The organism is Deltaproteobacteria bacterium, from assembly GCA_029858205.1.
Classification (GTDB): domain Bacteria; phylum Desulfobacterota; class GWC2-55-46; order GWC2-55-46; family DRQE01; genus JAOUFM01.
In genome coordinates this window covers 1-13,382 of record JAOUFM010000016.1, presented here as the reverse complement: position 1 = coordinate 13,382, position 13,382 = coordinate 1, and the positions used below count along the sequence as shown (strand labels likewise).

12 protein-coding genes and 2 tRNA genes are annotated in these 13,382 nt (G+C 53.4%); 1 reads left to right on the top strand and 13 read right to left on the bottom strand.

Annotated features, from left to right (window positions below; translation table 11 throughout):
- Positions 1 to 94 precede the first annotated feature (94 nt).
- Positions 95 to 2,305 carry a DUF1565 domain-containing protein gene (locus OEV59_09445; protein ID MDH4227951.1) on the top strand — a complete coding sequence of 737 codons (2,211 nt, stop codon included), beginning with the start codon at positions 95 to 97 and terminating at the stop codon, positions 2,303 to 2,305.
- A gap of 183 nt (positions 2,306 to 2,488) precedes the next feature.
- Here OEV59_09445 and OEV59_09440 read toward each other — a convergent pair.
- From OEV59_09440 to OEV59_09380, 13 genes are all read right to left on the bottom strand, one after another.
- Positions 2,489 to 2,565: transfer RNA gene (locus OEV59_09440), tRNA-Pro, on the bottom strand.
- Positions 2,566 to 2,610: 45 nt separating this feature from the next.
- Positions 2,611 to 2,991: a MerR family transcriptional regulator gene (locus OEV59_09435; GenBank protein MDH4227950.1), complete on the bottom strand. Its 381-nt coding sequence runs from the start codon at positions 2,989 to 2,991 to the stop codon at positions 2,611 to 2,613.
- 24 nt (positions 2,992 to 3,015) lie between these two features.
- Positions 3,016 to 3,309, bottom strand: coding sequence for an integration host factor subunit alpha (locus OEV59_09430; protein ID MDH4227949.1), 294 nt, complete (start codon positions 3,307 to 3,309; stop codon positions 3,016 to 3,018).
- Between the two features lie 36 nt (positions 3,310 to 3,345).
- Positions 3,346 to 5,742 (bottom strand): phenylalanine--tRNA ligase subunit beta, encoded by a 2,397-nt coding sequence (gene pheT, locus OEV59_09425; GenBank protein MDH4227948.1) that lies wholly within the window; start codon positions 5,740 to 5,742, stop codon positions 3,346 to 3,348.
- A gap of 27 nt (positions 5,743 to 5,769) precedes the next feature.
- Complete coding sequence (gene pheS / locus OEV59_09420) at positions 5,770 to 6,792, bottom strand: phenylalanine--tRNA ligase subunit alpha (GenBank protein MDH4227947.1); 1,023 nt, start codon at positions 6,790 to 6,792, stop codon at positions 5,770 to 5,772.
- Entirely contained in the window at positions 6,789 to 7,148 is a 360-nt protein-coding gene (gene rplT / locus OEV59_09415) for a 50S ribosomal protein L20 (protein ID MDH4227946.1), read from the bottom strand. Before rplT ends, pheS begins: the two co-directional genes overlap by 4 nt.
- 65 nt (positions 7,149 to 7,213) lie before the next feature.
- Complete coding sequence (gene rpmI / locus OEV59_09410) at positions 7,214 to 7,411, bottom strand: 50S ribosomal protein L35 (GenBank protein MDH4227945.1); 198 nt, start codon at positions 7,409 to 7,411, stop codon at positions 7,214 to 7,216.
- A gap of 52 nt (positions 7,412 to 7,463) precedes the next feature.
- Positions 7,464 to 8,012, bottom strand: a complete 549-nt coding sequence (infC, locus tag OEV59_09405; protein ID MDH4227944.1) for a translation initiation factor IF-3 — start codon at positions 8,010 to 8,012, stop codon at positions 7,464 to 7,466.
- Positions 8,012 to 9,937 carry a threonine--tRNA ligase gene (thrS, locus tag OEV59_09400; protein ID MDH4227943.1) on the bottom strand — a complete coding sequence of 642 codons (1,926 nt, stop codon included), beginning with the start codon at positions 9,935 to 9,937 and terminating at the stop codon, positions 8,012 to 8,014. The genes infC and thrS overlap by 1 nt, the downstream gene beginning before the upstream one ends.
- Before the next feature lie 79 nt (positions 9,938 to 10,016).
- A tRNA-Val gene (locus tag OEV59_09395) sits at positions 10,017 to 10,091 on the bottom strand.
- A gap of 183 nt (positions 10,092 to 10,274) precedes the next feature.
- Complete coding sequence (locus tag OEV59_09390; GenBank protein MDH4227942.1) at positions 10,275 to 11,495, bottom strand: hypothetical protein; 1,221 nt, start codon at positions 11,493 to 11,495, stop codon at positions 10,275 to 10,277.
- 118 nt (positions 11,496 to 11,613) lie between these two features.
- Entirely contained in the window at positions 11,614 to 13,086 is a 1,473-nt protein-coding gene (locus tag OEV59_09385) for a hypothetical protein (protein MDH4227941.1), read from the bottom strand.
- An 82-nt stretch (positions 13,087 to 13,168) separates the two neighbouring features.
- Positions 13,169 to 13,382, bottom strand: a 214-nt coding sequence (locus tag OEV59_09380; protein MDH4227940.1) for a hypothetical protein, incomplete at its 5' end; no start/stop codon positions are given.

The following is a 13,382-nucleotide window of genomic DNA, read 5'->3' as shown; positions in this document are numbered from 1 at the left end:
ACTTCGCCGGCATATCCTTCTGTTAGCAGTATTTTCCGTCTTCCTCGCATCATATGCATACGCAATTGCCCCGCCAGCAAACGTACCCGGGACCATGACATACCAGGGCAGGCTCTCTACATCAGGCAACCTGCCGGTTAACGGCACGGTCAACATGACTTTCAAGATATACGACGTAGACACGGGCGGCGCGCATCTATGGACGGAAACACTAACAGGCGTACAGGTTACAAACGGCATTTTTACCGTAACGCTTGGCCAGACCGTGCCGCTAGATACTGCCATCATAAGCGGCCCGGACATATATATCGGCGTAGCAGTCGACACGGACGCTGAGATGACGCCGAGGCAGAAACTTGCGGTCGTGCCTTATGCCTCTCGCGCATCACTTGCGGACGCTGTTGCTCCTGGCTCCATCACCGCATCCATGCTATCGAACATGTGCAGTAACGGCGACGTGCTCCTTAAAACCGGCGGCAGCTGGGCATGCGCCACACTCACAAGCAGCGTGCCGCTTTGCTCGCCAGGCGATTTCATGCAGTGCTACGGCGCCGACATCTCGACCGCAGGAGTAGGCCTTTGCAAGGCAGGCACAAGACAATGCTCGTCAGGGGCCTTCGGAACATGCACCGGAGCCGTAATGCCGGCGACCGACGTATGCGACAGTCAAGACAACGACTGCGACGGACTAACCGACGAAGACTACGATCTGCAGACGAACATAAACAACTGCGGCTCCTGCGGCAACAACTGCGCCGCCCTCTCATACCCCAACGTCGCAAGCTACGGCTGCAACACAGGCTCCTGCACGATTACCGCGTGCAGCAGCGGATTCTACGACAACGACGGCACCCTGACTAACGGCTGCGAAGCCACGTGCGCGGCGGCTCCGGACAGGCCCGACAACTTATACACGGACACAAACTGCGACGGCATAGACGGCGAAATAAGCAAATCGTTTTTCGTAAGCAGTGTCGGCTCGGATTCCAACGACGGCAGCATGGCAAGCCCGTTTCTCACCATACAACACGCAATAAACACGGCCAACGTAGACCCTGTAAAAAAGAACGTTCTCGTATCGACCGGCACGTACAACGAAACACTTGCCCTTGCAAACGGCGTAAGCCTGTACGGACAGTACAATGCAGCGTCGTCATGGAGCAGGAGCTTAAGCAATACGACTATAATATCTTCGCCAACAGTCGACGGCCTTACCGTAGCCAATTACGCTAGCGAAGGCTACGTGGAAGGATTTACAATCCAATCGGCAAATGCCGCTTCGGCAGGCGCCAGTTCCAAGACCGTTATACTAAATAATGCAGGCGCATCGTTCTATCTGCGATATAACAATATAACCGCAGGCGCCGGCGCAAACGGCAATGCCGGAAGTAACGGCTCGACAGGCACTACCGGGGCAGCCGGCCAAAGCGGTGCGCCAGGCAGCGCTGACACAAGCGTGTCTGCAACAGGCGGCAACGGCGGAAATTCCTGCGGAAACGCGGGCGGAAAAGGCGGTAGCGGCGGCTACGACACGAGCGGTGGTCTCAACGGCCAAATCGGCTCAGGCGGCTCAGGCGGCTCGGGCGGAGCAGGAGGCATCGTGCCATTATTAGTTGCCTGCGACCCCGGAGGCAGCGGCCAAAACGGCTCTGTAGGCGGTGCAGGAGCAAACGGCGCAGCAGGCTCCTTACCTGCAAATCAGGATAAAGGCCTTATAAGCGGATATAACTGGTCTGCACTTTCAGGTAACACAGGCGCTTCCGCTGGCAACGGTTTCGGAGGTGGAGGTGGTGGTGGTGGCGCAGGCCAAATTGGCTATGTCTTCATCTGTCTATCCGGTACAGGTAATGGAGGAGGAGGAGGCGGCGGCGGCGGCTGCGGCGGCACCGGAGGTCAGGGAGGCCAGGGAGGCGGAGGCTCGATAGCCATACTGGCAATATCCTCAAACGCCAATGTCACCAATAATACGATAACTACGTCCTCGGGCGGAGTTGGAGGTAACGGCGGTACCGGCGGTAACGGCGGCGCAGGCGGTAACGGCGGCCTAGGCGGCACAACCGGTCTTACTGACGTAGGCGCAGGGGGTAATGGCGGCTACGGCGGCGCAGGAGGAATAGGAGGCGGAGGCGCGGGTGGAGGCGGAGGCATGAGTGTAGGAATACTTCGCTCAAGTTCAGACAGCCTGACCACCACCGGCAACACCTTCTTTATCGGCACTTCAGGTGCAGGAGGCACCGGAGGCACAGGAGGCAATACCGGTTCAAACGGCACAACAGGCATCAGTATGCAGGATTACACTTATTAATCAAACAACGCGTCTCTTGACGCCATGACAGACCACCCGCCGCCTTGCATATTCAAGCAAGGCGGCGGTTTTATTTTATAAAATCCCGAAAACGCCGGTAGAGAAATCCCCCCACCACTCCAATCCCCAAAAAAACAAACAGCCTGAGCAAAATCATGCTCCGGCTGCTTACTTTTCAAAAACTGGTCGGGGCGGCGGGATTCGAACCCACGGCCCCCAGCACCCCATGCTGGTGCGCTACCTGGCTGCGCTACGCCCCGACTTTTATCAGCTACTCTTAAAATTTTCCCGTGATTACCAAAGCCTTAGCGGGATAGAAGGCTCTTTATGGAGGCAAGGTCCTCTCTGATCGTTTCAAGGGCCTTTGCGTAACTCTTATCTGTAAACGGCAGCGCCATCTGCGGCTTTGCCGGCTCCTTACGTATCTCCTTTATCCTCTTCTTCGCGCCCTCGAGCGTGTATTTTTCCTCGATTAAAAGCTTCTTTATCTGCAGCACCAGTTCGACATCCGCCCTCTTGTACATCCGCTGGTTGCCCTTGGTCTTTTGCGGGCTTACTATCTTAAACTCGCTCTCCCAGTACCTGAGTATATACGGCTTTACCCTGGTTATCCGCGAGACCTCGCCTATCTTGAAGTAGAGCCTCTCGGGCACAACCACTGCCATGTTATCGGCCTTTGCGGACATGATGACAGCTTCCTTCCGTGCCTATCAGGCCTCGGTCTTCTTACCGGTGTTGACGTAATCCTTTAGTATCTGGCTCGCCTTGAATGTCATCACGCGTCTTGCCTCTATGGTGATTTCATCGCCGGTCTGCGGGTTACGGCCCCGCCTTGCGCGCTTGCTTCTAACGGTAAAGTTGCCAAAGCCCGAGATCTTCACCTTATCCCCGTCCTCGAGCGCGACGCGTATCGACTCAAACACCTGGTCAACCACGTCGGCAACGTCTTTTTTCGAGCAACCTACCTTCTCAAAAGCAATTTCCACCAAATCAGCCTTAGTCATCTCGCTCCTCCGTTGAAAGAAACCGATACCTAATGACTACATCCTTACTTCCGCGCCAAACTTATCCTTTAACATGCCTACGACTACAGCATTGACCTCGTCCACTTCCTCGGCCTTTAGCGTCCTGTCAAGAGCCCTATAGGAGAGCCTTATGGCAAGGCTCTTTTTTCCGGCCCCTATATTCTGGCCATAGTATACATCAAACAGTTCAATATTTTCAATAAGTTTCGTATCGAGCGCAATAATTGCCGTTCTTATGTCGCCGTAACGCACATCCTCGGCAACGACAAAGGCAATGTCTCTTTCCGAGCCCGGGAACTTCGTAAGCGTGTTATACTTTCTTAGGGCGCCGCAAACCGCGAACGCTGCATCGAGGTCTATCTCGAAGAGCACGGGTGTTGTAAGGAAATCATACTTTGCCTGTATATCCGGGTGAAGCTCTCCAACCGTGCCGATGGTCTTCTCCCCGGCCTTTAGAAGCGCGCACTTGCCCGGATGATAGAGCCTATCCTCGCCGTATGGTTCGTAGGAGGCCTCTATGCCGATTGAACAAAGCGCCCTGTCGAGCACTCCCTTTGCATCGAAAAAGTCAACATTCTCCTTTGGCGAACTCCACTCGCCGCCAAACCTTGCTCCGTGCATGACGGCAGCAAGCGTCAGCCTTTCCGTTGGAGCGGTTGCAGCGCACCCGGAAGGAACGAACACGGGCCTCATCTCGAAGAGCCTGACGTTCTCGTTCTTACGCGATAAATTGAACTTAAGGTTCTCAAGAAGCGACGGCGTAAGCGAGGCCCTCATGTACACATGGTCCTCGGTAATGGGGTTTAGCACCTTTACCGCCTTATCAACGCCTCGTCCGCCAATCTTATAAATCTTCTCAGAGACAAAGCTCAGATTAACGGCCTCGTAAAACCCAAGGGACGTAAGAGCGCGTGAAAGCCTTCTTCTAAGATTAGAGCCAGATGGCAGCGCCGGAGCCTTAACAGGCGCAAGCGGGTCCCTTGCCGCTATCTTATCGTATCCGATTATCCTTGCAGCCTCTTCGGCAAGGTCCGCTTCCATTGTAATGTCGCGCCTAAAGCTCGGAGCAGCGCAAGAGAGCGCTCCCTTTGCCTTTTTCCCAACCTCTATGCCGAGCCTTTCAAATACGGCAGTAACATCTTTTTCAACAAGCTCAAGCCCTAAAAGCGCGGAGGCCCTGTCAAGATCGAATTCAATTGTTACGGGCTTATGCTTTTCAGGGTATTCGTCAATTTGACCGAAAAGTACCTCGCCCCCGGCAAGCTCATGAATCAAGGCAGCTGCCCTGTCGAGTGCCGCGGTGACGCCTTCTATATCAACGCCGCGCTCGAAGCGGTAGGATGAATCGCTAGACAACCCGAGGGCGCGCGAGGTGTTCCTTACGCTCGCAGGGTCGAAGTACGCGCTCTCGAGTGCTATCGTAGTTGTCGAATCCGTGACCTCGGAACCTGCCCCGCCCATTATTCCGGCTACAGCCTCAGGGCCCTCGCCGTCGCATATCGCAAGCATCCCGGGCTTTAAGTCCCTCTCCTTACCGTCGAGTGTTGTTATCTTCTCGCCGGGCTTTGCCTCTCTCACTATAATCTTCTGGCCTTTGAGCTTCGATAAATCGAATGCATGGAGCGGCTGCCCAAGCTCGAGCATGACATAGTTCGTAACGTCCACGATATTATTGATCGACCGAAGCCCTAACTTCTCGAGCCTTCTTTTAAGCCAAAGAGGCGATGCTCCTACCTTCACGCCCTCTATTACGCGGGCAGAGTAGCGTCCGCAAAGCTTCGTTGCCTTTATCTCGACCTTCAGCGAGTCCTTTGCCTTTTTCTTCGACTCCTTAAGCTTCGTTTCCTTAACCGCGAACTTCTCGCCTGCTACAGCAGCGATTTCCCTGGCAAGCCCAACAACACTTAGGCAATCGGCACGGTTCGGAAGAATGGACACATCGAGTATGTCGTCATTTAACGCAAGGACGTCGTTTATATCCTCGCCAATAGGAGTGTCGGCGGGAAGTATCATTATGCCCTCGCTCTTATCCGCAATACCGAGCTCGACCTCGGAGCACATCATGCCCTGGCTCTCGATGCCTCTGATCTTGGTTTTCTTTAGAGTAACGCCGCCCGGAAGTGTAGCGCCGTCGAGCGCAAGAGCCACCTTGTCGCCGTCCTTCATGTTGGAAGCTCCGCAGACGATAGAGAACTCTTTGTCCTTTGTCTTTACGTCGCAAAGCCTCAAACGGTCGGCATTCGGATGCTTATTTACCTTTAGTATCTCGGCAGTGATGACAGAGCTTATGCCCTTACCTGCCCTGACTACACTCTCGACCTCGACGCCGGCCATGGTAAGGCGCTCGGCTGCTTCCGTAGCCGTGAGCTTAGTGGATACATACTGCTTTAGCCATTCAAAACTGAAGAGCATCTTTAAAACGTCCTTTTATAAAATAATTTAAGCGAACTGGGAGAGAAACTTTACGTCGTTCTCGAAAAAGAGCCTCAAATCGTCTATGCCGTATTTGAGCATGGCAATACGCTCGATGCCCATGCCAAATGCGAAGCCCGAGACCTTTTTCGGGTCAAGGCCCGCGTGCTTAAAGACATTCGGATGTATCATGCCTGCGCCAAGGATTTCGAGCCATCCGGTGTTCTTACATACCCTGCACCCCTCGCCCGAGCATATGACGCACTCTATATCCACCTCTGCCCCGGGTTCAACGAACGGGAAGAAGCTTGGGCGAAAGCGCGTTGCCCGTTCCTTGCCAAAAAGCTTATGCAAAAATCCGTTTAGCGTGCCCTTAAGGTCTGCAAAGCTTACGGCCTCGTCCACCATAAACCCCTCGACCTGATGGAACATCGGCGAGTGAGTTACGTCGCTATCGTGCCTGTAGACCGTGCCCGGCGCGATTACGCGAAGCGGCGGCTTGCCCCTTTCCATAACGCGTATCTGAACAGGGGATGTGTGAGTACGAAGAAGCAAATCATCTGAGATAAAGAAAGTATCCTGCATGTCTCTGGCAGGATGCGACTTTGGAAAGTTAAGCGCTTCGAAGTTATAATAATCGGTCTCGACCTCAGGGCCTTCGGCTACCGAAAAGCCGAGGCTTACGAAGTAGTCCTCGACCTCTTCCATGACCGCTGTAACGGGATGCACAGCGCCGCTTAAGCGAGCGCCTCTACCCGGGAGCGTTACGTCCAGTCTTTCGGTCTTTAATTTATCGGATTTTTCGCGCTCGAGAGTTTCTCTTAGAAGGGAAGCGACCTTTTCCTCAAGCTCGGTCTTTACGCGGTTTATGGCCTCTCCAGCCTGCCGCCTTACCTCGGGCGGCAGGGCAGAGAGGTCTTTTAAAAGGTCTGCTATGGGGCCTTTCCTCGAAAGATACCTGTTCTTTATCTCTATCAGGTCTTCCTTCGAGCCGAGAGTCTTTAGTTTTTCAAGTACCTCGGCCCTCAGTCTTTCGAGGGTCTCGCTCATGCGCCAACAGCCTGCTTGGCTATGGAAGAAACCTTTGCAAATGCCGCCGGATCGTTTGCCGCCATGTCGGCAAGCGACTTTCTATCGAGCGCGACGTTTGCCTTTATAAGCCCGGATATCAGGCGGCTGTATGTTATGCCGTTTGCCCTGGCTGCGGCGTTTATGCGCGCTACCCATACGCTTCTCTGCTCTCTCTTCTTCCTTCTCCTGTGCGCAAAGGCGTATACGAGCCCTCTCTCGACACTCTCGGTCGCCGTCCTTAGAAGACGGCTTCTCGCGCCCCTTGAACCGGCTGCAAGTTTAAATATCTTTTTTCTCTTTTTCTTGGCGTGTACGCCTCTTTTTACCCTCGGCATGCTACGATGCTCCTTTCGTTCGTATCGGCGCAAAAGCGCCGCGTTCGTTTACCGGTTAACGGCCCTTATGCGTTCGGGAGAAGCATTTTTATGTTTCTCATGTTCGCGCTCTCCACGTACGAATCCTCCTTGAGCCTCCTCTTCCTATTCCTGTTCTTCGAGTTCAAGAGGTGCCTCGTCCCGGACTTGGCCCTCTTTATCTTACCGCTGCCCGTGACCTTGAACCTCTTTGCGGCCCCGGAATTAGTCTTCATCTTCGGCATCTTACATTCTCCCTTTTTGATTTTACTGTTACAATAGAGCGCTCGAGCAAAACTACTTTTGCGACGATGGCCCGACCATCATACCGAGCCTTTTGCCCTCGAGCTTCGCCGGCTGCTCTACTACCGCTATGTCCTTCACGGCCTCGGTGACCTTCGTAAGCATTGCCATGCCTAGTTCCGGATGCGCCATTTCCCTGCCCCTGTAGTACACCGCAATCTTGACCTTGTCGCCGTGCTCGATGAATTTTCTTATGTTCCTGAGCTTGAACTGAAAGTCATGCTCCTCTGTGCGAGTGCGGAACTTTACCTCTTTTATGTGGATTACGGTCTGCTTCTTCTTTGCCTCGTGCGCCTTCTTGTTTAGCTGGTACTTGTACTTGCCGTAATCCATTATTCTGCATACGGGAGGCTCTGCGTTGGGCGATATCTCGACAAGATCGAGCCCCGCGTCCTCGGCCATCCTTAATGCCTCGGGTGTGGGCAGCACGCCCACCTGGCCGCCGTCTACTCCAACGACCCTAACCTCCGGCACGCGTATCATTCTATTGACCCGCTGCGTGTCCTTCTTAACCGCCCCCGGCTTTGCCGGAAAATTGCTCACTATAAGTATCCACCCCCCTCGGGCTTATTGTCTTTACTAAGCATCGAAACAAACTCGTCTACGGCCATTGCGCCAAGCTCTTTTTTATCCTTTGCCCTCGGCGTAACAAGGCCCTTTTCCGCTTCGCTATCCCCGGTAACCACCATGTAGGGGATCTTTCTTAACTCCGCTTCGCGTATCTTGAAGCCGAGCTTTTCGTTCCTTAAATCCGCCTCGGCCCTGATTCCCGCGGCGCGTAGCTTCTTTGCAACCGTCTCTGCGTACTCGTTATTTCTATCCGTTACCGTAAGCACAATCGCCTGCACCGGAGCAAGCCAGAACGGAAAGGCCCCGGCATAGTGCTCGATGAGGCAGCCAAAGAACCTTTCCAGCGAGCCCATCAGAGCGCGGTGAATCATGATGGCCTGCGCGTTCTCGCCCTTTTCGTCCCTGTAGGTGACGCCGAAACGCTCGGGAAGGTTGAAGTCGACCTGTATGGTCGAGCACTGCCAGCTTCTGCCGATGACGTCCTTTATCTTTATGTCTATCTTCGGGCCGTAGAAAACTCCCTCGCCCGGGTCTACCTCGTACTTAAGCCCCTCGCTCTCGAGCGCGGCCTTTAGCGCCGCCTCTGCCTTTGCCCAGTTTTCGAGCGAACCCACGTATTTCTCGGGCCTGGTGCTAAGATACACGTCATAATCATTAAAACCGAAAGAACGCAGGATGTAAAGGGTAAATTTCAACACCCCTTTTATCTCGGTCTCGAGCTGCGAGGGCGTCATGTATATATGCGCGTCGTCCTGCGTAAAGCCGCGCACCCTGAGTAACCCGTGCAGCACACCCGAGCGTTCGTACCTGCAAACCGTGCCAAGCTCCGCGTACCTTACAGGAAGATCGCGGTAGCTTCTAAGGCTGCTCTTGTATATCTGTATGTGGAACGGACAGTTCATGGGCTTTACTATGTAATCCTGACCCTCGACGTCCATGGGGCTGTAGAGATTGTCCTTGTAGAAATCCCAGTGCCCGCTTGTCTTCCACAAATCAACTTTCGCAACATGCGGCGTATTGATTAACTCATACCCGCCCTTTATGTGCTCACCCTTCCAAAACGTCTCTATTAAGTGGCGCACCATTGCGCCGTTTGGATGCCAGAGAACAAGGCCCGGCCCTATCTCGTCGTTTATGGAGAAGAGGTCGAGCTCCCTGCCAATCCTTCTATGGTCCCTTTTCTTCGCTTCCTCGAGCCTCGCGAGATAATCGTCTAATTCTTTCTTCGATGCGAATGCCGTGCCGTACACACGCTGGAGCATCTTGTTTTTTTCATTGCCTCTCCAGTACGCTCCGGCTGTGGCAGTAAGCTTAAATGCCTTTACCCTTCCCGATGCCGTGATGTGAGGGCCCCTGCAAAGGTCTACGAAGCTGCCCTGCTTATACACGCTGACGGTCTTATCGTTAATCTCTTTTATGAGCTCTTCTTTGTAAATCTCTCCCCTATCCTTGAAGAGCTTTAACGCATCGGCCTTTGGCATGTCCTCGCGAGAGAAACGGCTGTTTGCCTTTACAAGCTCGCGCATCTTTTCTTCTATCTTCTCTATATCCTCGGGCGTAAACGGACGCTCTGTGTCAAAGTCGTAGTAAAAGCCGTCCTCTATGGCCGGGCCTATGGCAATCTTAACGTTTGGAAAGAGCGACTGCACCGCCTCTGCCATGATGTGCGCGGCTGAATGCCTTATTACCTCGAGCCCGTCGCGCGTAGATGACGTGATGACCTCGATGCTACTTGCATTGCCGTCAAGCTTGACGGTCAAGTCACGTAGCACGCCGTCCATCTTTACGGCAACAGCGTCCTTGTAGAGCTCTTTATCCAGCTCTTTTATGGCGTCCAATACGAGGGTTCCCTCTGAAAAACTCCCCTCTTTGCCGCCCTGCAAACTGACCTTTACCATCGGCCTCCCTGCCGTAATGCAAACAAAAAGGCGCCTCCCTCCGGAACCGGAAAGAAGGAAGACGCCTTCTTCGGATAAATGGTAGGCACGGGCGGTTTCGAACCGCCGACCTCTACCGTGTCAAGGTAGCGCTCTACCCCTGAGCTACGCGCCTGTGTAACCGCTTGATTTTCAAGAAAAAAAGCAGAGCAACACCAAAAGGCGCCGCGCCTGAAAATCCTATGCCGCACAAAGCTTCATGCGGCAAAAAGGTATTTTATCACATAAAAGCCCTGTGTCAAGAAAATAAGCGTTTAATATCAAAAGGATATGGGCGGTTTACGTCTTTAGCCGCAAACTATAACCTCTCCTGCTTATCCTCTTTTTTGGGTTTTGGCGTAACTCCTGTGATAGCCTCCAGCATGGACCTGACATTGGCTGCCTCCACCTCTCCTAGAATATTATCGCCAACGTACATCTTCCTGCCGTTCTTCGAGCTTGCTACGATATTGAACCTTATATCTTCGGGCGCGGCATTCTTCGCGTGAATACCTTTCATGCACTCGAAAAACGCTATATCGGAAACATTCATCTCTCTTTGCTTCACGACAAAGCCCATGACCTTCTTTGCGGAGCGCACCACAGAGGACGTAACAACGACCTCCAGCGAATTCAGGGCCGCATAAACGGCAAGCCCTGAAAACAGCAAAAAAAGCACGGTAAACGGCACATAGGCCGCAACCGGCGTGGCTCCGCCAGGGGCCCTGCCGATTGCGTAAATCAGAACCCCGAAAAGAACGGCTATGACAGCCAGCACGGCCACGCGGATTTTCTTTCTCCATGCAGGATAGAAGAACCGCATGCCGCCTGCGCCGTCAGCGCCTATCTCGACGTCAACCGAAGACCTTATAGAGAAAGTCTCCAACTCTACCCCCGGGGCTTCTTCTATGGATGACTTTAGCGGCGCCGCCGTCCTCACGACATTGACAACGAAGCTCTGGGCAAAGTCCAGCCCCTTGATATCTCCGGAGGAAACGCCTACCAGCCAGTACTTGTAATTCCATGACGGCGCCTCGCTCTCAGACATATTGCCCGGAACGGCGAACTTGAACTTCAGGCGCGTCCCTTTTTCGCACGGCTCCTGCGTTGCCCGCTTTTGATGCTGCCAGAGAACGGTGCTCGATACCCTGCTGCGCCTGCCGCCACCGCCGCCAACACGGTGAATGCAGCGTAGCGACACAAAAAATACATTATCCTTATCGAAAGGCACGGGAATCTCCGTAACGCCTCCGGCCTCGCCGCCGATAGAGCCTGGGTTGGGGTCCATCATAAGCTCAACGGAGCCGAACTTTACGGCCTGCAGCACACCGAGCGCGGCATTATAAATAAAAAAGGCGCAAACCAGAGCTATGAACCCGATAAATATCATCGTCGGCACAGGGGTTTTGGCGCCGTCCGATAAGGCCATCGACAGGATTATCGCCAGAATGACTATCCATACAACTGCAAGCACTATGCTTACAACAGCCGACTTTGTTGCCTTGGACCTTACAACGCCGCTTACAGCGTAATTATCCACGATGAACGCCTCCTCTTATTCAGTATTTTACTGAAACATTTTGCGACGCCAAGAACCGAAGACAAGTGGTGAAATAAAAAAACGTTCGGGGATGCAACCCGGGACGGCTACACCAGCTTTACCCGGCCTTGCCCTTGCCGGTAAGCGACTCGAACATGGACTTTACGTTTGCCGCGTCGGCAAAGCCCAAGAGGCCGTTTGCAACAATAATCTTTTGTCCTGTCTTCGATCTCGCATAGATACTCACCTTGACGTTACCGGCCTCCGGATCACCGGCCTGAGCCGTGGTCTTATATTCAAATGCGTCAATATCGGCAAGCGCCATCTCGCGCCTGCTAATAGTGAAACCTAGAACCCTGCCGACACTACGCACCGAGGCGCCACTCACTATCACCTCGAGCGAACCGAAGACAACAAGGACGGCAAGCGCCGCAAAAACAAGCACAACCAAAGCGCCTGTGCCTATAAACACGGGGGCAAACGGACCAAACATTCCCGGATGCGCTCCACCCGATAAACGGCCGAGAATATGAAACCCTATGAAAGGGCCGACCGCGAAAACCGCCACCATACCAAACAAAAAAACTGCCGCACCTCTATTTCTCCTTGACGGATAAAAAAATCTCATGCCGCCAGAGGAGTCTGCGCCGATGATAACGCCCCTTGGCGGCCGCATGGCGGCATCCAGGGCCGCGGCAGCGTCTTCTTTCACAGACGACTTGAGCGGGGCCTCCGTCCTCCTTACCTCCACATTGAAGCTTTGCGAAAGGTCTATTCCGGCGATATCGCCGGAAGTAACGTTAATCGTCCAGTACCTGTAATTCGACGACGGCTCTTCGCTCTCGGGCATGTTGTCCGGAATCGAAAACTTGAACTTTAGCAACGTGCCCTTTTGGCTCATCTCCTGCGTTGCCACCTTCTTCTCCTGCCAAAGAAGCGTCTTCGTGGTGCTCCGGTTCTTGCCGCTACCGGTAGTAACACTATGTATGCAGCTTATAGAAACATCAAAGCGGTTATCGAGCTTAAACGGCACCGAGAGCTCTATAGAGCCTCCGGCCTCGCCGCCTATCGAGCCCGGGTTCGGGTCCATGACGAGCGCTATGGAGCCAAACCTCACAGCCTGCATGATAGAAAGCACTGCCTTATAAATAAGAAAGATACCGACAACAAGAAACAACCCTACTATAATCTTTGCAAAAAGCGGCATGTCCTTATCCCCGGTCATCATGGCCGCGAACGCTATCCACGAAATGCCGTTCCAGAAAACGGCAAAGAACACCATCATAACTGCCCCGCCCTTTGCCGAGCTCTTTACGATGCCGCCGGGTACTGTGTCAAAAACCGCCTTCCCTGCCTTCCCTACCTTTACGGCAAGATATATAAGAGCAAACCCTATAAGCTGAAAAAATGCGATAACAGCGTAGCCAATATAGACACTTCCCCCACCTCCGGCCTTCATCTTGCCGGTGGCTATGGCGTACCAGAAAGGTATGAGAAAGATATTCCAAAAGAGCGCGAAGCCCCACGTGAAAAAAGAGGCCAGCCATGATTTTTTGGGAGAAGATTCCAGTTTGGGTGCGGAAACATCCATAGTGAACGCCTCCTCTTATTCGGTGTTTTGCTGAAATATTTTACGCCACTAAAAAACCAAGGGCAAGGGAAATGCTGCAGCCTTACAGTCTAGGATCCACCGGCTCGCTCTCAAGAGCAAGAACTCCGAACACGCACTCGTGCACATTCCTTAGCGGCTCGCGCCTTACAAACCTTTCGAGCGCCTCTATGCCAAGAGAAAACTCCCTTAACGCAAGCGACCTCTTTGCCGAAAGCCCGCGGCTCCTTAGCCTTACAAGGTTTTCCTCGAGAGTATAATCCGGGCCGTAAATTATG